At 65.5% G+C, this 19,095-nt stretch carries 14 protein-coding genes, 1 pseudogene and 1 riboswitch; of the genes and pseudogenes, 10 read left to right on the top strand and 5 right to left on the bottom strand.

Annotated elements, in window-relative coordinates:
- Positions 1–72 precede the first annotated feature (72 nt).
- Positions 73–1,041 (top strand): tyrosine-protein phosphatase, encoded by a 969-nt coding sequence (locus LJ656_RS28205; RefSeq protein ID WP_230512808.1) that lies wholly within the window; start codon positions 73–75, stop codon positions 1,039–1,041.
- 99 nt (positions 1,042–1,140) lie between these two features.
- On the opposite strand, the gene LJ656_RS28200 is transcribed toward LJ656_RS28205, so the two are convergent.
- Together LJ656_RS28200 and LJ656_RS28195 are read right to left on the bottom strand one after the other, a co-directional pair.
- Complete coding sequence (locus tag LJ656_RS28200) at positions 1,141–2,484, bottom strand: ATP-binding protein (protein ID WP_230512807.1); 1,344 nt, start codon at positions 2,482–2,484, stop codon at positions 1,141–1,143.
- On the bottom strand, positions 2,481–3,224 hold the full coding sequence (locus LJ656_RS28195) for a response regulator (RefSeq protein ID WP_230512806.1): 744 nt from the start codon (positions 3,222–3,224) through the stop codon (positions 2,481–2,483). Before LJ656_RS28195 ends, LJ656_RS28200 begins: the two co-directional genes overlap by 4 nt.
- An 837-nt stretch (positions 3,225–4,061) precedes the next feature.
- On the opposite strand from LJ656_RS28195, the gene LJ656_RS28190 reads away from it, so the two are divergent.
- Positions 4,062–8,126 (top strand): ESPR-type extended signal peptide-containing protein, encoded by a 4,065-nt coding sequence (locus LJ656_RS28190; protein WP_230512805.1) that lies wholly within the window; start codon positions 4,062–4,064, stop codon positions 8,124–8,126.
- 221 nt (positions 8,127–8,347) lie between these two features.
- On the opposite strand, the gene LJ656_RS28185 is transcribed toward LJ656_RS28190, so the two are convergent.
- The 3 genes and pseudogenes from LJ656_RS28185 to LJ656_RS28175 form a co-directional block, all read right to left on the bottom strand.
- On the bottom strand, positions 8,348–9,091 hold the full coding sequence (locus LJ656_RS28185; RefSeq protein ID WP_230512804.1) for a response regulator: 744 nt from the start codon (positions 9,089–9,091) through the stop codon (positions 8,348–8,350).
- Positions 9,092–9,214: 123 nt separating this feature from the next.
- Positions 9,215–9,499, bottom strand: a pseudogene (locus LJ656_RS28180) (hypothetical protein); the annotation flags it as partial.
- Positions 9,500–9,829: 330 nt separating this feature from the next.
- On the bottom strand, positions 9,830–11,581 hold the full coding sequence (locus LJ656_RS28175) for an ABC transporter ATP-binding protein/permease (protein ID WP_230512803.1): 1,752 nt from the start codon (positions 11,579–11,581) through the stop codon (positions 9,830–9,832).
- A gap of 402 nt (positions 11,582–11,983) precedes the next feature.
- Positions 11,984–12,106: riboswitch (TPP riboswitch) on the top strand.
- A gap of 232 nt (positions 12,107–12,338) precedes the next feature.
- Here LJ656_RS28175 and LJ656_RS28170 point away from each other — a divergent pair.
- From LJ656_RS28170 to LJ656_RS28135, 8 genes are all read left to right on the top strand, one after another.
- Positions 12,339–13,469 carry an FAD-dependent oxidoreductase gene (locus LJ656_RS28170; protein ID WP_230512802.1) on the top strand — a complete coding sequence of 377 codons (1,131 nt, stop codon included), beginning with the start codon at positions 12,339–12,341 and terminating at the stop codon, positions 13,467–13,469.
- Positions 13,470–13,518: 49 nt separating this feature from the next.
- Positions 13,519–13,716 carry a sulfur carrier protein ThiS gene (gene thiS / locus LJ656_RS28165; protein ID WP_075303282.1) on the top strand — a complete coding sequence of 66 codons (198 nt, stop codon included), beginning with the start codon at positions 13,519–13,521 and terminating at the stop codon, positions 13,714–13,716.
- Between the two features lie 96 nt (positions 13,717–13,812).
- A complete protein-coding gene (locus tag LJ656_RS28160) occupies positions 13,813–14,628 on the top strand; it encodes a thiazole synthase (protein ID WP_230512801.1) in 816 nt (271 codons plus the stop codon).
- Positions 14,625–15,728: a thiamine phosphate synthase gene (gene thiE, locus LJ656_RS28155; RefSeq protein ID WP_230512800.1), complete on the top strand. Its 1,104-nt coding sequence runs from the start codon at positions 14,625–14,627 to the stop codon at positions 15,726–15,728. The genes LJ656_RS28160 and thiE overlap by 4 nt, the downstream gene beginning before the upstream one ends.
- 95 nt (positions 15,729–15,823) lie before the next feature.
- A complete protein-coding gene (locus tag LJ656_RS28150) occupies positions 15,824–16,645 on the top strand; it encodes an ABC transporter ATP-binding protein (RefSeq protein ID WP_230512799.1) in 822 nt (273 codons plus the stop codon).
- Positions 16,642–17,409 carry a lipid asymmetry maintenance ABC transporter permease subunit MlaE gene (gene mlaE, locus LJ656_RS28145; RefSeq protein WP_230512798.1) on the top strand — a complete coding sequence of 256 codons (768 nt, stop codon included), beginning with the start codon at positions 16,642–16,644 and terminating at the stop codon, positions 17,407–17,409. The genes LJ656_RS28150 and mlaE overlap by 4 nt, the downstream gene beginning before the upstream one ends.
- 88 nt (positions 17,410–17,497) lie before the next feature.
- A complete protein-coding gene (mlaD, locus tag LJ656_RS28140; RefSeq protein ID WP_230512797.1) occupies positions 17,498–18,016 on the top strand; it encodes an outer membrane lipid asymmetry maintenance protein MlaD in 519 nt (172 codons plus the stop codon).
- Positions 18,017–18,027: 11 nt separating this feature from the next.
- Entirely contained in the window at positions 18,028–19,056 is a 1,029-nt protein-coding gene (locus LJ656_RS28135; protein ID WP_230512796.1) for an MlaA family lipoprotein, read from the top strand.
- The last annotated feature ends 39 nt before the right edge of the window (positions 19,057–19,095 follow it).

Below are 19,095 nucleotides of genomic sequence, written 5' to 3'. Positions count from 1 at the left end.
GAATTCGCCCGTTATTCGCCCTTATTCGCTGATTATTGGCCCGTTAATCCCCGGTTTTCACCACCGTTCCCGATGCCCTCGACCGCGAAATCCCGTTCGCCATTGCGCGTTGCCGCGAGCACGACCGTGCCCGCGGGCGCCCGCGTTGCGGCGACGGCCGCGCAGGCGGTCTCGACTTCGCGGCGACGCTTCCTGAGAGGTACGGCCGGCTCGGCCGGCGCGCTGCTCGCGGCCGGCTTCGGCGGTTCGCTGCTGTCCGCCTGCGGCGGTAGTCTCGAAGCCGATCAGCCGCAGACCCCGCGTCTCGCGTCGGTCAGCAATTTCCGCGATCTCGGCGGCGCGGGCGCCGGCTACCTGACCGTCGACGGCAAGCAGATGCGCCGCGGCGTGTTCTATCGCGCGAACGCGCTGACGCTAAGCGGCACCGACGCGGCCACGCTCGACAAATTGGGCATCGTCGCGGTCTACGATCTGCGCACGCCCGCCGAAATCGCCCGCAGCGCCGATCGATTGCCGCTCGGCGCGACCTCGTCGACGCTGAATGTGCTCGGCACCCCTGACTTCATGACGCCGGCGCTCGACACGCCCGAGGCCGCGGCCGGCTTCATGCAGGCGCAGGCGCGCGCCTATGTGACGGGCGGCGCGCAGCGCGAGGCATTCGGCGCGCTACTCAGCGCGCTCGCCGACGGCACCGGAGCACAACTGTTCCATTCGAGCGCGGGCAAGGATCGCGCGGGCTGGGTTGCGGCGCTGCTGCTCGGCATCGCCAACGTGCCGCTCGATGTGATCATGCAGGACTATCTGCTGAGCAACGTCTACCTTGCACGATCGATCGCCGCGCGCACCGCCCTGCTCCGCGCGCAGCAGGGCGAGGCCGTCGCGATGGCCGAGACGCCGTTGCTGACCGTCGACGAAAATTATCTGCAGGCGGGCTTCGATCAGGTGCAGGCGAGCTACGGCACGATGGCGAACTATCTGACGCTGGGTCTCGGTCTGTCGCAGACGCAGGTCGATTCGTTGCGCAGTCGGCTGGTGCATTGACCAGCGCTTGCCGTTCTTTGCGCTGAGCCGGTGCGCGGTGTGCTGCGCGGCACGCGTGAAAGGCTGCTTTTCCGTTCGCGCCGGTTTCCCCTTCTTTTCTCACGATGCCACTGTCGCCAGCGGCAATTCGATCCGCACGTCGAGCCCGCCTCCCGCGTGATTGCGCACGTGGCAGCGGCCGCCGCGATCGTGTGCGAGCCGCGCGACGATCGCCAGACCGAGCCCGCAATGGCCTTCGCCGCCGCGCGCGGCGTCAAGGCGCACGAACGGTTTCATCGCGGCGGCGATGCGCTCGTCCGGAATGCCGCCACCGTGATCGCGAACGCTGATGGTCCAGTGACAGTCGGTGCGCCCGGTCGCGATTTCGACCGGCGGCATTCCATGTTCGAGCGCGTTGTCGACGAGGTTCGTCACCAGCCGGTCGAGCAGCGTGCGCGGCAGCCTGAACGACGGCCCGGCGCGCAGATCGAGCGCGAACAACGGTGCGTCGGCGGTGCCGGTGCTATCCGTGCCGCCGGCGGCTTCGGTCGCTTCGGTTGCGTCGACGGTTTCGCTAATGCCGACGTGATCGCCGGACGAAAACTGCTCGCGCAGGAATTCGTCGACTTCGACCGGCGGCCCGGCATCGGCCGATTGGCCCGCGAATTCGAGGAACTGCTGGACGATGTTGGTCAGCGAATCGACGTCGCGGATCAGGCCGGCGCGCTCGCTTTCGTCGGTCAGGACGCTCGCGCGCAGCTTCAGGCGCGTGAGCGGCGCTTTCAAATCGTGCGCGACGCCGGCGAGCATCACCGCCTGGTCGTCGCCGGCTTCGTTCAGGCGCCGCATCATGTCGTTGAACGAACCAATCAGCTCGCGCAATTCGCGCGGACCTTGCACCGGCACCGGTTCGGGGCGGCCACCGGCGCCGAACGCGCGCGACGCGTCGGCCACCCGCGACAGCGGCCGCTGCATCTGCCACACCGCGAACAGCGACAGGATCAGCGCGGCGAACAGCATCGAGATCGCTTCGAGCCGGAAGCGCGGCGGCGGCGGCACGTCGACCGGCACGACGACCCAGTTCGACTTGCCGGGGAACAGCACCCACAGTTGCGGCGGGCGCATGTCGTCGACGGCGATCTGCGTGCCGGGCGGCAGGTTTTCGCGCAGATGCCGGCTCAGCTCGCCGAGCATGTGTTCTTTCGGTTCGTGCAGATTCACGCTGGCCGGCATGTTCCAGGTGGGCACCAGATGCACGCGCATCGCGGGCGCGAGCGCGGCGCCCTTCAGCGGTTCGCCGTTGATGGCCTGCAGCACCAGCAGAATGCCGCGCGCGAAGCCGTCCATTTCATGGCGTGGCGGTTGCATGGACACTAGCACGAACCAGCTCGCCTGAATCGCGAACAGCACCGCTGCGGACAGCAACGCCATTCTGCCGAACAGCGTGTTCAGCGGATTTCTCATGCGCCGGGCGCGGCCTCGTCTTCGAAGGGCGTACTGCCGTTGGCGTCGGGCACGAACACATAACCTTTGCCGCGCACCGTTTGCACGTAGCACGGATTGGACGGGTCGTTCTCGATCACGCGGCGCAGGCGCCAGATCGGCACGTCGAGACTACGGTCGCGAAACGCAAGGTTGTCGCGATGCACGAGGTCGTGAATCAGCACGCGCGACAGCACCTTGTATGGGTTGTTGACGAAGATTTTCAGCAGTGCGAATTCGCTGTCGCGCAGCGGCAGCCGGGTGTCGTCGCGGGTCAGCGAACGGGTCGCGAAGTCGAGTTCGAACGGCCCGAAGCGGTAACGCTTGCGCGCTTCCGGCGCGCTGGTGGCGGGCGGCCCGCGTCGGCGCAACACGGTCTGGATGCGCGCGAGCAGTTCGCGCGGATCGAACGGCTTGGTCAGGTAGTCGTCCGCGCCGAGCGACAGCCCGACGATGCGGTCGGCCACCGTGCCGCGCGCGGTCACGAAAATCACCGGAATGTCGTCGCCGGCGGCGCGCAGCGCGGTCAGCGTACGCAGGCCATCGGTGTTCGGCATCATGATGTCGAGCACGACGACCGACGGACGTTCGCGCTCGAGACGGCGCTGCAGATGGGTGCCGTCGTGCAGCACGGACGCGTCGAAGCCGTTCGATTGCAGAAACTTGCAGAGAAGATCGCGTACGACCGGATCGTCGTCGACGATAAGGACCTGTGGATTCATGGCCAAATTCTAGACTGGGGCGCCCGGCGCACGATTGGGGGGCTCCTTACCAATGCTTACGGTGTATCGCGCGGGGAGTTGCATGGCGGACTGTTGCCGCTGGTGCTCCGCTGCTTACTCTAGCACCGCGAGACGCGGATCGCGTTTGAGCCCCTTGTGGGCGGTGTCAGACTGGTTGCGGCTTGTTGACTTCTGAATGGTAGTCCACGGCTGCTTGGGGTTGCCTCGGGTTCGTTCGAAAGAACGTGTTTATGGCCGTTTGCCCGAAGGAATTAGGCTGCGGCTATTTTGCCTATTAAAAATTATATTCTCGTGTTTTGCATGTTTTTCGTTGAACCTAAAGGAAATTAGATTCGACATATGCATAGTCGGACCGGTACGATTTTACACTTGCTTTGATAGTTATAAGCGGTGACATGATATTCTTTAGTCACTTGGTGATATTAATTTTATATCTTTTATCGGTGCGAGTGACGTTGAGAGTTTATGAGTCGGAGGTCGTAACGCAATAACCGTACAGAGCCTAAGAATATTCGTTCGAGTGCTTGCTCTGCTTGACGGCAAGTTATTGTAAAAAATTACGGCGCATCTGCAATTCCTTCGGTTTCGCTGATTCTGCCTCGTGTATTTGCGAGGCGGGCGTTGTAGAAAATTTAGATGATTACCACATAATCTGCCTGGCTGATTAAGGGCTGGATGGTTTTTTGCACATCAAAGTATTGGCGATCTAGCCAGTCAATTTTTGAGTTGATTTGGTTGCCGGCTCGAGCATCGATTAAATCGTCTTGTGGTTAAGTGCGTCGTGCCATTTGATAATTATCTTCTCGGGGTAAGTCGATGAATAAGTCGTATATCAGTATTTGGAATGAAGCGCTAGGTGCGTGGGTCGCCGCATCGGAGCACGCAAGGGCGCGCGGCAAAAAGAGCAAAGCCAAAGTGAAAACCATTGCCGTTGCCGCGGCCATTGCGGCGGCCGGTCTGGCGCCGACCGCGGGATGGGCGAACAACATGTCCATTGGCGGTAACGGGACCGTGAGTGTTACGACGGGGACGAATGCTGCCACGCAAGGGGGTAGCTTCCCAGCTATTGCGGGCGGCGACGGGACCGGTCTGAACACCGCGCTGGGACAGGCGGCTGTCGCCAAAGGCGGGTCTTCAACCGCGCTGGGGGATAGCGCAACGGCTACTGGGGCGCAATCGGTGGCAGTGGGCGCCAACACATGGGCGACCGGTGCTCAGTCGGTCGCGTTGGGTCAGACCGCGTACGCCAGCGGTTCGAATTCTACGGCACTGGGTAAGTCCGCTACTGCCTCCGCGGATGGTTCGGTCGCTCTGGGTAAGAACGCTACTGCCTCCGCGGATGGCTCGCTCGCTCTAGGCACGGGCTCGATTGCCGACCAGGCTAACACCGTGTCGGTCGGTACGGTGGGTAGCGAGCGCTCGATCGTCAATGTGGCGGCCGGAACGGTGAGCGAGACTAGCACGGATGCCGTCAATGGTTCGCAGCTGTTCAGTCTGTCGAGATCGACGGCCGATGGCCTGTCGTCGCTGTCCACGGGTCTGTCCACGACGAACACCGAGATTACCAACGTGTCGACGTCGGTCACGAACCTGGCACAGCAGATCGACACGGGTGAAATCGGTGTGGTCCGGCAAGATGCTGTGACCGGCGCGATCACGGTCGGATCCGCCACGGGTGGTAATTCGGTGGATATCACCGGTACGGCTGGTGCACGCGTGCTGACGGGGTTGGCCGACGGCGCGGTGAGCGCCACGAGCACGGATGCAGTGAACGGTGCGCAACTTTTCAGTCTGTCGACCTCGACCGCCGATGGCCTCTCGTCGCTGTCGACGGGTCTGAGCACGATGGACACCACCGTGGCGAATCTGTCGACGTTGACGGCCGATGGCCTGTCGTCGCTGTCGACGGGTCTGAGCACGACCGACACCACCGTCGCGAATCTGTCGACGTCGACGGCCGATGGCCTGTCGTCGCTGTCCACGGGTTTGAGTACGACGAACACCGACATTACCAACGTGTCGACGTCGGTCACGAACCTGGCGCAGCAGATCGACACGGGTGAAATCGGTGTGGTCCGGCAAGATGCTGCGACCGGCGCGATCACGGTCGGATCGGCCACGGGCGGCAACTCGGTGGACATCACCGGTACGGCTGGTGCACGCGTGCTGACGGGGTTGGCCGACGGCGCGGTGAGCGCCACGAGCACGGATGCAGTGAATGGTGCGCAACTTTTCAGTCTGTCGACTTCGACCGCCGGTGGCTTGTCGTCGCTGTCGACGGGCCTGAGCACGACGGACACCGCCGTCGCGAATCTGTCGACATCGACGGCCGATGGCCTGTCATCGCTGTCGACCGGTCTCTCCACCACGAATAACGACGTTACCAACCTGTCGACGTCGGTCACGAACCTGGCGCAACAGATCAATACGGGGGAAGTCGGTCTGGTCCGGCAAGATGCAGTGACCGGCGCGATCACCGTTGGATCGGAAACGGGCGGCAACTCGGTGGATATCACCGGCACTGTTGGCGCACGCACACTGACGGGAGTGGCCGACGGCGCGGTGAGCGCGACGAGCATGGATGCGGTGAACGGTTCGCAACTGTTCAGTCTGTCGACGTCGACAGCCGAGGGCCTGTCGTCCCTGTCGACGGGGCTGAGCACGACCGACAGCAACGTAGCAATGCTGTCGACGGGCCTGAGCACGACCGACACCACCGTCGCGAATCTGTCGACATCGACGGCCGATGGCCTGTCATCGCTGTCGACCGGTCTCTCCACCACGAATAACGACGTTACCAACCTGTCGACGTCGGTCACGAACCTGGCGCAACAGATCAATACGGGGGAAGTCGGTCTGGTCCGGCAAGATGCAGTGACCGGCGCGATCACCGTTGGATCGGAAACGGGCGGCAACTCGGTGGACATCACCGGTACGGCTGGTGCACGCGTGCTGACCGGGGTGGCCGATGGCGCGGTGAGCGCGACGAGCATGGATGCCGTGAACGGTTCGCAACTGTTCGGTCTGTCGACGTCGACAGCCGAGGGCCTGTCGTCGCTGTCAACGGGGTTGAGCACGACCGACACCAACGTGGCGAGTCTGTCGACGGGGCTGAGCACGACGAACAACGACGTTACCAACCTGTCGACGTCGGTCACGAACCTGGCGCAACAGATCAATACGGGTGAAGTCGGCCTGGTCCGGCAAGATGCAGTAACGGGCGCGATTACCGTTGGATCGGCCACGGGCGGCAACTCGGTGGACATCACCGGTACGGCTGGCGCACGCACGCTGACGGGAGTGGCCGATGGCGCGGTGAGCGCGACGAGCACGGATGCGGTGAGCGGTTCGCAACTGTTCAATCTGTCGACATCGACAGCCGAGGGCCTGTCGTCACTGTCCACGGGCCTGAGCACGACCGACAGTAACGTCGCGATCCTGTCGACATCAACGGCCGAAAACCTGTCGTCACTATCGACAGGTCTGAGCACAACCGACAGCAACCTCACCAACCTGTCGACTTCAACCGCGAGCGGCCTGTCATCCCTATCGACGGGTCTGAGCACGACCGACAGCAACCTCTCAACCCTGTCAACCTCGATGGCGAACGACTTTTCGTCCCTATCGACCGGCCTGAGCACCACCAACGAAAGCGTCTCATCCCTCTCGACAGGCCTGATCACTACCAACGAGAACGTCGCTTCGCTGTCGACCGGTCTCGGCGACGTGGCGAACAACTTCGCCAGCCTGAGCACCAGCATTGCGAACGGCGTCTCCGGCCCGGTGCAGCTCACCGACACGGACAACGCGTATGCGCTTGTGGCCGCCGGATATACGGGTGCCAATCCGGGGCCGGCGCAGGTGCTGACGAACATCGCGGCTGGCGTGGTTTCCGCGACAAGCAAGGACGCCGTGAACGGCAGCCAGCTGTTCTCGGTTCAGCAACAGGTCGATGGGGTTCAACAGCAGATCAATACGATCAACACATCGATCGAAAACATCATCGATCGGCAGAACCAGGCCGGCGCGTCTCCGGGCGGCGACGCGTCGGGCGGCAACTCGACGGCAACCGGCGAGGGATCGATAGCCTCGGGCGACAACGCCACGGCAACCGGGCAGGACTCGCTCGCCTCTGGCAGCAATTCGACCGCAACCGGTCAGGACGCGACAGCCTCCGGCAGCAATTCGACGGCGCTCGGCCAGGGCGCAACCGCGTCGGGCGAAAATTCGACCGCGAACGGTCAGGCCGCGATCGCGTCGGGCAATAACTCCAAGGCCGACGGCCAGAACGCGCAGGCTACGGGCGATAACAGCACCGCGCTCGGCCAGGGCACGCTCGCCTCGGGTGACAATGCAACCGCGACGGGACAGGGCGCGGTGGCCTCCGGGTCCGGTTCGACGGCAACGGGACAAGGCGCGGTCGCTTCGGGATCGAATTCGGTTGCGCTCGGCAACAACGCTCAGGCAACTGCGGCGAACTCGGTGGCGCTTGGCGCTAACTCGGTTGCGAGCGAAACCAATACGGTCTCGATCGGCTCGCCGGGTAACGAGCGCCGCCTGACGAACGTCGCCCCGGGTGTCAATTCGACCGACGCGGTGAACATGTCGCAATTGCAAGGTGTCCAGAACAACGTCAATGACGTCGCACGTCGTGCGTATTCCGGCGTGGCGATGGCGATGGCCATGTCGGGCACCTACCTGCCGTCGCTCGGGCCGGGCGAAAAAACGCTCGGCGTGGGTGTGGGCGGCTACCAGGGCTACGGCGCGATTGCCGTCAACTTCAAGGGGCTGTCGGGCAACGGCCGTTGGGGTTACGGTGCAGGCGTATCGAGCACGGGTCGCGAGGTCGGTTTTAATGCCGGTATGGGCTACAAGTGGTAGGCCCGATGCGCTGATCGCGTCGCTGAAGTGAAAGAGTGCCGCTATTCCGGGAGACGGGAATGGCGGCCTTTTTACATCCGGGCCGGCAAACCGGCGCGGCGGGAAACGGATCCAGGCGTGCGCAAGCGAGTGGAACGCTTGGTAACAACCGGGCGAAGGCGCGGCTTGCCGATGGGCTGGCGGGGTACAGAATGTTTCTGGGCGTGCTGACGTTGCGAGCGCTAGTTGAGCGGCGGCGCGAGCCCGCGTTCGGCCGCGCCGATCTCGCCGTCCGGCACGAACACATAACCGCGTCCCCAGACCGTCTGCACGTAGCGCGGCTCGGACGGGTCCACTTCGATCAGCCGCCGCAGACGCCAGATCGATACGTCGAGGCTGCGGTTGCGATGCGCTTCGCTATTGCCATGCAGTTTTTCCAGCAGTTGTGCGCGCGTGAGCACGGTCATCGCGTGCGAGACGAACACCTTCAGCATCGCGAATTCGCTCGAACGCAGCGTGATGCGCTCGCCGTCGCGGCGCAGTTCGCGCGCCGGGAAATTCACTTCGAAGCGGCCGAAATGATACGGCGCGCGTTGCTCGGGCGCGCCCGGTGCAATCGAGCCGCGACGCCGCAGCACGGTGCGGATGCGCGCGACCAGTTCGCTCGGTTCGAACGGTTTGCCGAGATAGTCGTCGGCGCCGAGTTCGAGACCGATCACACGATCGATCGGATCGGCGCGCGCGGTCAGCAGGATCACGGGAATGTCGTCGCCGGCGACGCGCAACGCGCGCAGCGCGCTGATGCCGTCGAGCTCCGGCATCATGATGTCGAGCACGATCAGCGCGGGACGTTCGGTCTGCAATCTGCGTTGCAGCGCGACGCCGTTTTCGAGCGTGGCGACTTTGAAGCCGCGACCTTGCAGATAGTCGCAGACGAGATCGCGCACGACGGGATCGTCGTCGACGATCAGAATGGTTGGGTTCATTCAGGTCATCTTAGTGATGCGCGCGAGCCGCACAAAGCGCGCAGTGCTTTCGATTCCTTTCCGCCGTAAGACTGCGCAAGTTGCGCGCGTGCGTGGTGCTCAGTCGCTCGGCGGATAGCCCCGCTAGGTTTGCAGTGTCTGCGGCGGCTGGCGCGCGAAGTCGGTCTAGTCGACGACCATCCTCTCGATCAGGCTGTCGAGTTTCACCGCTGCCGACGAAAAGCGGTCGGTGCTGAGCCCGGCGGTCTGATAGCGTGCGGTGACCACAATCCGGCCGTTCTGGATCAATGTCAGATCGATGATGGACAGGTACTGGATCGACGCGTCGCTAAACGAGCGGCGGCCGTATCCGATCGCGGCGTTGCAGACGAGTCGCGCTTCGCAGCCGGCGGGCGCGGTGCCCGGATCGCGTCGCAAGCCGGGCAAGCCCGAAGCGTCCGCAAAACATTGGACGCGCGCGGGGTCGGCAACGCAGTCATGAAGGAGCGCCCGATCTCGGTCGGCAAATGCAGCGAGTCATAAGGAGCGGTAAATGACCTGAGGGCCGGCGCGAGGCGCAGCCCCCATGACCATGGTTGCTTCCGTCGGCCATTTTCAAAGCGCGGAACAGCTTGCGCGCTTCGCAAATGCTTTCGAAGTTTTCTCGACTCTTTCGTGATGTTGCCGCGGCTTACCCGCGGCGCGAGTGCGGCGGCCGCTCGCGCCGCGCACCACTCGCCGGGCCACTCATCGTGCAGCTCAAGCCGCGACCGCCTCGCCCGAGCGCTCGACCTCGAGCGTCTCGTCATGGAACGCCGCGAGCGTCTCGCGATGCGCGACGCTGACGATCGCGGCCTTCGGCAGCCGCTCGGTGAACAGTCGATACAGACGCGCTTCGTTGTCCGCGTCGAGCGCGCTGGTCGCTTCGTCGAGGAACAGGTAGTCGGGCTTGTGCAGCAGCACGCGCGCGGCGGCGAAGCGCTGCTGCTCGCCCGGCGACAGCACGCGGGTCCAGTGCGCCGTTTCCAGCAGACGGTCCGCGTACTCCGACAGATGGCAGGTGACGAGCGCTTCGCGGCACTCCGCGTCGGTATAGGTGTCGGCCGCCGACGGATACGCGAGCGCCGCCTTGAGCGTGCCGATCGGCATGTAGCTGACCTGCGGGATGAACATCATGCGGGCGTTGACCGGCGCGTCGATCGAGCCGTCGCCGAACGGCCATAGCCCGGCGAGCGCGCGCATCAGCGTGCTCTTGCCGGCGCCGGACGGACCGCGCACGAGCCAGCGCGAACCCGGCCGGATCGCGATGTCGCGGATGCTCGACAGCGGGTTGCCGTTGGGCAGCGCGAGCTTCAGGCTTTCGGTGGACAGCTGGTTGCTGTCGACGAAATGCAGGTTGATGCCGCCGTGCTCGGTCGCCGGCGACACCGATTCCTTCAGACGCGGCGCATGCACGACGCGCTTGAATTCGCGCAACCGGTTCACGGTCGCGCGCCATTCGACGAGGCTCGTATAACTGTTGATGAACCACGAGAACGAATCGCTGACGGTGCCGAACGCGCTGGAAATCTGCATCAGCACGCCGAACGTGAACGCGCCCGCGAAGTAGCGCGGCGCGGCGACCACGATCGGGAAAATGATCGCGATCTGGCCGTAGAAACTGAGCACGAAGGTCAGGCGCTTGGTGTACTTCATCACCTGCCACCAGTTGTCGCGGATCCGGCCGAACAGCGTGTGCGCGTTGCTCTTCTCGGTTTCCATGCCGTTGTAGAACGCGATCTGCTCGGCGTTCTCGCGCAGCCGGATCAGGCCGAAACGGAAATCCGCCTCGACTTTCTGCGCCTGGTAGTTGATCGGCACCAGCGGATGGCCGACCTTCTGCGTGACCAGCGAGCCAACCACCGCGTACAGCGCGGCGGCCCACACCATATAGCCGGGGATGTGCAGCGGCATGCCGCCGAGCGAAATGCTCAACGCGCCGGCCAGCGACCACAGGATCGTGATGAACGACACCAGCGTGACGACCGTGGAGAGCAAATCGAGCGTCAGCGACAGCGTGGTGGTCGCGAACGATTGCAGGTCGTCGCTGATCCGCTGGTCGGGGTTGTCGGCGAGGCGGTCGCGCTCGATCCGGTAGAACGCGCTGTCGTTGAGCCACTCGTCGAGATAGCGGGTGGTCAGCCACTGGCGCCAGCGGAAGCCGAGCATCTGGCGAAGATAGCCCCGGTACACCGCGAGGATGATGAACGCGAACGCGAGTCCGGAAAAGATCATCAGCAGATGCGGAAAGTCGTGGACGTTCTTTGCCTGCAGCGCGTTGTAGAAATCCGCGCTCCAGCGGTTCAGCCGCACGTTGATCCACACGATGGTCAGGTTCATCGCGACGATCGCAATGAGCAGCCCCCATGCAACGAAGCGTTCCTCGGAGACCCAGTAGGGCTTGATCAGGCTCCAGGCGGAGACCTTTTCGTCGGGCGGCAGCGCGGGGCTGGCGGAAGTATGTGGTGTCATGAGCGTCCTGATGAAGTGCTGGCCCAAAGTGCCGATCGGGTGCGCAGGCTGAACAGGCTGTGACGATGGCGTGCGCAACTGCCGCTTGCACGTCACCGCAGTGCCGATGCCGTGGCGCTGCGCATTCGGCCGACGCGGCCGCCGGGCGGGCGTCCCGCCGACCGGGCGAGCGCCGATTCTGGCGGCGCGCCCTTAAGCGGGAATTAATTTTCGCCACGCCCGCGTGGCCCCCATCGTACCCGCGCGGCAGCCGGTCACGGCATTGTGCCAGAGCGGCTCGCGCGTCCGCAGCGGTGCCGCGAAAGAAGGTGCGGATCGCCGCCGCGGCCGCCCGCGCGAGCCCGCAACGCGCGTACGGGCGCTGGTTTGCGGGCGTCGCGGCTTTTATGGTCTAATGGCCTCTCGACGAAACAGGGGTGCTTCGCACACTGCCGGCGTGATTCCGATCCGCGGCGGCGAGGCTGAGAGAGACCCTTTGCACCCGATCCGGGTAATACCGGCGCGGGAAGTTTCCGGAAGCAACCGTCTTCCATTCCCCGCCGGGCGGCGACCGCACATGACGTGCGCACGTGGTGCCCGGCCGGCTTCACCCGCCGGTTTCGTCCTGGGTACGTGCGTATTCAAAGCCGTACGGAAAGGACTCGATGACCGCCTATTCTTCAGCTATGTATTGTTCTCCCCGTCACGCCGCCGCTGGCGCGCCGTGCCGCGTCGCTTTTGTCTGCCGCTCCAGTAATTGCACAACGGAGCACGCGCGATGAACCGTTCCTCCCGACCCGATTTCGCCGTACTCGGCGGCGGCCTCTGCGGCCGGCTGGTCGCGTGGCGGCTCGCCGGCGCGGGGCATCGCGTGGCGCTGTACGAGCGCGGCGATGCCGCCGGTTCGCAGGCCGCCGCGTGGGTCGCCGCGGCGATGCTCGCGCCGCTCGCCGAAGCCGCGAGCGCCGAATTGCTGATCACCCGGCTCGGTGCCAGTTCGCTCGAAAGCTGGCCGAAGCTGCTGGCCGAATTGCCGGAGCCGGTGTTTTTCCAGCGCAATGGCACGCTGGTCGTCTGGCATCACGCGGATCGGACCGAGGCGCCGCTGTTCGAACGGCGAGTGCGCGCGAATGCGCCGGCCGAGTTGCTCGACGGCGGCTTCGTCGCGTTGGCGGGCGCGAAGTTGGGCGCGGCCGAACCCGCGCTTGCCGGGCGCTTCAATCAGGGCTGGCTGCTGCCGCGCGAAGGTCAACTCGACAACCGTCAGGTGCTCGCCGCGTTGGCCGCGGGACTGGCCGAGCGCGACGTTCAAACCCACTGGAACACGCCGGTCGATTCGAATTCGCTGCCGGATGCGGGCATCACGATCGACTGCCGCGGTCTCGGCGCGAAGCCGGTGCTGCCGACGCTTCGCGGCATTCGCGGCGAAGTCGCGCGCGTGCACGCGCCGGGCCTGCAACTGACGCGGCCGGTACGCCTGCTGCATCCGCGCTATCCGCTCTATATCGCGCCGAAGCAGAACGGCCTGTATGTGATCGGCGCCACTGAAGTGGAAGGCGAGGATATGTCGCCGGTCAGCGTGCGCTCGGCGCTGGAGTTGCTGAGCGCGGCGTTCTCGGTGCATCCGGGCTTTGGCGAGGCGCGCATTCTCGAACTGAATTCGCAGTGCCGGCCCACGTTGCCCGATCATCGGCCGGCGCTGTTGTGGGACGGCGCGCGCACGCTGCGCGTGAACGGCCTGTACCGGCACGGCTATATGATCGCGCCCGAAGTCGCCGACGAAGCGGTGCGCTTTGCCGGCGCATTGCTCGACGGCCGCGTCAGTGACGCCGACGGCTTCGCCGGCTGGCGCCGCGACGCGCGCTGGAGCGAGCTGTTCCAGCAGGATGTCGCGCGCAAGCCGGCCTGAGCGGCGCGCGTCGCCGCTTTCACCTCCGATTGAACCGTATTCGAACACCATGGACATTCATATCAATCAGAAGCCGTTGTCGCTGCCCGAAGGTGCGACTGTCGCCGATGCGCTCGCCGCCTACGGCGCGCGTCCGCCGTTCGCGGTCGCGCTGAACGGCGATTTCGTCGCGCGCACCCAGCATGCGGCGCGCGCGCTGCAGGCGGGCGACCGGCTCGACGTCGTGCAACCGGTCGCGGGCGGCTGAGCGCGACAGCGCGAGCCTGCCGCCAACCCATTGCCGCAAAGCCGTGACGGTAACGAGCTTCATGCAAACCCGCCACGGCCAACCAGGATGATGCAAATGACTTCTCAACAGAGCGCCGACGCACTCACGCTATACGGTCAGACCTTCGCGAGCCGGGTGCTGCTCGGCACCTCGCGCTATCCGTCGCTGCAGTCGCTGTCCGATTCGATCGACGCGGCGCGCCCCGGCATGGTGACCGTCGCGCTGCGTCGCCAGATGAACGAGGGCAACGCCGAAGCCGGCTTCTTCGATCTGCTCAAGCGCCACGGCGTGCCGCTGCTGCCGAACACGGCCGGCTGCCTGACCGTCGCCGAGGCGGTGACGACCGCGCACATGGCGCGCGAAATCTTCGAGACCGACTGGATCAAGCTCGAGCTGATCGGCGACGACTACACGCTGCAGCCCGACCCGGTCGGCCTGATCGAGGCTGCCGCGCAACTCGTCAAGGACGGCTTCAAGGTGCTGCCGTATTGCACCGAAGATCTGGTGATCGGCCGCCGTCTGCTCGACGCCGGCTGCGAGGCGCTGATGCCGTGGGGCGCGCCGATCGGCACCGGCAAGGGCGTGATCAATCCGTACGGCTTGCGGGTGCTGCGCGAGCGGCTGCCGGATGTGCCGCTGATCGTCGACGCCGGGCTCGGCGTGCCGTCGCACGCGGCGCAGGTGATGGAGTGGGGCTTCGACGGCGTGCTGCTGAACACCGCGGTATCGCAGGCCACGCACCCCGACGCGATGGCGCGCGCGTTCGCGCTCGGCGTCGAAGCGGGGCGCGAGGCGTATCTGGCCGGGCCGATGGCCGAGCGCGAAAGCGCGCACGCGAGCACGCCGGTGGTCGGCATGCCGTTCTGGCATCAGGATGGGAGCGCAGCATGACGCAGACTCTGACGTTGAAAGACCGCGACCTGTTCTGGCCGCCGGCCGATGAACTGACCGAAGCGGCGGAGCGCATCCGCGCGCGCCTGGGCGACTGGCCGCCGACCCACGCGCCGTGGCGGATCTGCCTGACCGCGCCGGATCAGCCGAACGGCGGCGACCTGATCGTGATCGCCGACGCGCAGCAGCACGGCGAGCAGATGGCGCGCTGGCTCACGCACGGCGCGGGCGTGCTGGAAGCCGCCGAGCATCGCGCGACGCTGCATCTGGGCGGCGAAAAGTACCAGCTGGAAGGCCATCCGGCGGAAGACTGGCTCGCCGCGCTGGCCGCGTTCCTGGACTGCGGTTTCGATCCGCACGACGCGCTGGTGCTCGCGCTTGCGTGGCGCGACGGCGACGAAACCCGCGCCGACGACGCCTTCCCGTCCGACCTCGCGCGCTTCCCGCGTCTGCTGGGCCTGCCGGCCGCCCCTGCGCAGGCGTTCCCGCGCTGCCCGGACAAACTCGGCCTCTATCCGGTGCTGCCGAGCGCGGAGTGGGTCGAGCGGGTGGTCGGTTTCGGCGTGAAGACGGTGCAGTTGCGGCACAAGGCGGCCGAACCGGCAGACGAGCTGAAGCACGAAATCGCCCGCAGCGTGGCGGCCGGCCGTGCGCACGACGCCCAGGTGTTCATCAACGACCACTGGCGCGCGGCGCTGGAAGCCGGCGCGTACGGCGTGCACCTCGGTCAGGAAGACGTGCATACGGCGGATCTGGCCGCGCTCGCCGGCGCGGGCATCCGGCTCGGACTGTCGACGCACGGCTTCTACGAGATGCTGAAGGCGCTGCACTTCCGCCCGAGCTACATCGCGCTGGGCGCGGTATTTCCGACCACCACCAAGGTGATGCCGACCGCGCCGCAGGGACTGAAGCGGCTCGCGCGCTACGTGCGCCTGTTCGACGGCGTGGTGCCGCTGGTCGCGATCGGCGGGATCGATCTGCAGGTGCTGCCGGACGTGCTCGCGACCGGCGTCGGCTGTGCAGCGGTGGTGCGCGCGGTGACCGAAGCCGCCGATCCGGCCGCCGCCGTTTCTGCGCTGCAACACGCGTTTACGCAATAATCTTCAGGCTTGGTTAAAGGGAAGGGTCACCTAACGGCAGCATTTTCAGGGTGGCCCTATAATTCGGCCTTCCCTGTAAAAGGACTGTCAGTTTGGTGCCTTCTTCCGCTGAGACCCTCCTCGAGCTGCGCGACGTCGACTTCGGCTACGGTGACCGGCTCGTCCTGTCGAATCTGAACCTGCGCTTCCGGCGCGGTCAGGTCGTCGCGGTCATGGGCGGCTCGGGTTGCGGCAAGACTACGGTGCTGCGGCTTATCGGCGGCCTCGTGCGCGCGCAGCGCGGCCAGGTGCTGTTCGAAGGCCAGGACATCGGCGGCCAGACGCGTGAAGGCCTGTACGCGCTGCGCCGCAAGATGGGCATGCTGTTCCAGTTCGGCGCGCTGTTCACCGACATGTCGGTGTTCGAAAACGTCGCCTTTGCGCTGCGCGAACACACCGATCTCCCCGAAGAACTGCTGCGCGACCTCGTGCTGATGAAGCTCAACGCGGTCGGGCTGCGTGGCGCGCGCGACCTGCTGCCCTCTGAGATTTCGGGCGGCATGGCGCGGCGCGTTGCGCTCGCGCGCGCGATCGCGCTCGACCCCGAACTGATGATGTACGACGAACCGTTCGCCGGTCTCGACCCGATCTCGCTCGGCATCACCGCCAATCTGATCCGCACGCTGAACCAGGCGCTCGGCGCGACTTCTATCCTGGTCACGCATGACGTGCCGGAATCGTTCGCGATCGCGGACTACGTTTACTTCCTTGCCAATGGCGGGGTGCTCGCCGAGGGCACGCCGGACGAGCTGCGCGCGTCGACCGATCCGACCGTGCGGCAGTTCATCGACGGCGCGCCGGACGGCCCGTTCCGTTTCCACTACCCGGCCAAAACGCCGCTCGCCGCGGATTTCGGTATCGGCGGAGGCCAGTCATGATCAGTGCGATCGGTCGCTCGGTGCTCAGCGGACTCGGCACCGCCGGTTACGCGACCCGTTTCTTCATCCGGCTGGTGCTGGAATTCTTCCCGTTGTTGCGCCGGCCGCGTCTTGTCACGAAGCAGATCCACTTCGTCGGTAATTATTCGCTGGTGATCATTGCGGTGTCGGGGCTGTTCGTCGGCTTCGTGCTCGGTTTGCAGGGCTACTACACGCTCAACCGCTACGGCTCCGAACAGGCGCTTGGGCTGCTGGTCGCGCTGTCGCTGGTGCGCGAGCTCGGGCCGGTCGTCACCGCGCTGCTGTTCGCCGGTCGCGCGGGTACCTCGCTGACCGCCGAAATCGGTCTGATGAAGGCCGGCGAGCAGCTCACCGCGATGGAAATGATGGCGGTCGATCCGGTCAAGATCGTGATCGCACCGCGCCTGTGGGCGGGCATCATCTCGATGCCGATCCTCGCGGCGATTTTCAGCGCGGTCGGTATTCTCGGCGGATACGTGGTCGGCGTGCTGCTGATCGGCGTCGATGCCGGTGCGTTCTGGTCGCAGATGCAGGGCGGCGTCGACGTGTGGCGCGACATCGGCGCCGGGGTGATCAAGAGTGTGGTGTTCGGCCTCGCGGTGACCTTCGTCGCGCTGTTTCAGGGCTATGAGGCGAAGGCTACTCCGGAAGGCGTGTCGCGCGCGACGACCCGCACGGTCGTGTACGCGTCGCTCGCGGTCCTCGGGCTCGATTTTCTGCTGACCGCGCTGATGTTCAGCTAAGGCCGCGCAGTTCGCCGGCTGCCGGCGGCGCATGAAGCGCCGCGTACGGTGGCAAGCGGCGGCGCGGCGGCTTCACTTTAGGATGACGATGAAAAAGAATGCTCTCGACTTCTGGGTCGGCCTGTTCGTGGTGCTGGGGTTCGTCGCGCTGCTGTTTCTCGCGCTGAAGGCCGGCAACATGAGTTCGTTGTCGTTCCAGGCTACCTATCCGATCAAGCTCAAGTTCGACAATATCGGCGGGCTGAAGCCCCGCGCGCCGGTCAAGAGCGCGGGCGTGACGGTCGGCCGGGTCGCGTCGATCGGCTTCGACAGCAACGCGTACCAGGCGCTCGTCACGATCGATATCGACAAGCAGTTCCAGTTTCCGAGGGACACTTCGGCGAAAATTCTGACCTCGGGCCTACTCGGCGAGCAGTACATTGGCCTCGAGCCGGGCGGCGACAGCGAAATGCTGAAGGCGGGCGACACGATCGCGATGACGCAATCGGCGATCGTGCTGGAGAATCTGATCGGTCAGTTCCTGTATAGCAAGGCCGCGGATTCGGGCGCGGCGAAGTCTGGCGCTTCGGCACCCGCTGCGCCGGCCGCTGGCGCCGCCAGCCAATAAGGAGAACAACAATGCAGACCACCCCGCATGGCGCGCGCCTCGGAGCGCGCGCGGTTCAGTTCGGCAAGGTCGCGGTGGCGGCGGCGCTGCTCGCCGGTTGCACGACCGTGCAGACGCCGACCAAGGGCGACCCGTTCGAAGGCCTGAACCGGACCATCTTCACCGTCAACGACAAGATCGACCAGTACGCACTGAAGCCGGTCGCGAAGGGCTACGTGTGGGCCACCCCGCAGCCGGTGCGCGACAGCGTGACGAACTTCTTCTCGAACATCGGCGACGTCTACATCGCCGCCAACAACCTGCTGCAGCTGCGGATCGCCGACGGTGTGTCGGACGTGATGCGGATCGTGATCAACACGGTGTTCGGGGTCGGCGGCCTGTTCGACGTCGCGACGCTCGCGAAGCTGCCCAAGCACGAGAACGACCTTGGCCTGACGCTCGGCCACTACGGGGTGCCGGCGGGTCCGTACCTGGTGCTGCCGCTGTTCGGGCCGAGCACGGTGCGAGACGCGATCGGCTCGATCGGCAACTACTACGTGAACCCGATCAGCTACATCGATCCGCCGGGCCTGAGCTGGGCGCTGTACGGCCTGAACGTGGTCAACACGCGCGCCAACCTGCTCGGCGCGAGCGACGTGCTGGAAGGTGCCGCGCTCGATAAATACTCGTTCGTGCGTAACGCGTTTCTGCAGCGTCGCCAGTATCTGCTGTCGAACAACCGGCGCGGGCCGCAGGAGCTGCCGAGCTACGACGAGGAAGCGCCGCCGCCGAAGTACGATGAAGATGCGGGCGCCGGTGCGGCGGCCGCGCCGGCCGGCGCGGTGACCGGCACGGCGGGAACGCAGGGTGCTGCAACGACGGCTCCGGCCTCCCGCGCGGCCGCGGCCACGCCGGTTCAGGGCGCGTCGGCGCCCGAGGCCGCGTCCGGCAGCGCCGCGGGTCCGCACGACGAGAACGGCGCCCCGGCCAACACGCAGATTCCGGCCGGCCAGCTCGTGCCGCCCACGCGTTTCAATTTCCCGTCCTTGAAGTTGCGTTGAAGTTGCGTTGAACGTGCAGCCGTAACAGATCGATACGAC

Source organism: Paraburkholderia sejongensis, from assembly GCF_020880815.1.
GTDB lineage: Bacteria > Pseudomonadota > Gammaproteobacteria > Burkholderiales > Burkholderiaceae > Paraburkholderia > Paraburkholderia sejongensis.
This window is presented reverse-complemented; position numbering and strand designations above follow the sequence as displayed.

Bases quoted from the DNA above. Each gene is read 5' to 3' on its own strand.
- mlaE (WP_230512798.1), top strand. From the start codon at position 16,642: ATGATCAGTGCGATCGGTCGCTCGGTGCTCAGCGGACTCGGCACCGCC.
- LJ656_RS28190 (WP_230512805.1), top strand. From the start codon at position 4,062: ATGAATAAGTCGTATATCAGTATTTGGAATGAAGCGCTAGGTGCGTGG.
- mlaD (WP_230512797.1), top strand. From the start codon at position 17,498: ATGAAAAAGAATGCTCTCGACTTCTGGGTCGGCCTGTTCGTGGTGCTG.
- LJ656_RS28200 (WP_230512807.1), bottom strand. From the start codon at position 2,484: ATGAGAAATCCGCTGAACACGCTGTTCGGCAGAATGGCGTTGCTGTCC.
- LJ656_RS28170 (WP_230512802.1), top strand. From the start codon at position 12,339: ATGAACCGTTCCTCCCGACCCGATTTCGCCGTACTCGGCGGCGGCCTC.
- LJ656_RS28135 (WP_230512796.1), top strand. From the start codon at position 18,028: ATGCAGACCACCCCGCATGGCGCGCGCCTCGGAGCGCGCGCGGTTCAG.
- thiS (WP_075303282.1), top strand. From the start codon at position 13,519: ATGGACATTCATATCAATCAGAAGCCGTTGTCGCTGCCCGAAGGTGCG.
- LJ656_RS28160 (WP_230512801.1), top strand. From the start codon at position 13,813: ATGACTTCTCAACAGAGCGCCGACGCACTCACGCTATACGGTCAGACC.
- LJ656_RS28195 (WP_230512806.1), bottom strand. From the start codon at position 3,224: ATGAATCCACAGGTCCTTATCGTCGACGACGATCCGGTCGTACGCGAT.
- thiE (WP_230512800.1), top strand. From the start codon at position 14,625: ATGACGCAGACTCTGACGTTGAAAGACCGCGACCTGTTCTGGCCGCCG.
- LJ656_RS28175 (WP_230512803.1), bottom strand. From the start codon at position 11,581: ATGACACCACATACTTCCGCCAGCCCCGCGCTGCCGCCCGACGAAAAG.
- LJ656_RS28185 (WP_230512804.1), bottom strand. From the start codon at position 9,091: ATGAACCCAACCATTCTGATCGTCGACGACGATCCCGTCGTGCGCGAT.
- LJ656_RS28205 (WP_230512808.1), top strand. From the start codon at position 73: ATGCCCTCGACCGCGAAATCCCGTTCGCCATTGCGCGTTGCCGCGAGC.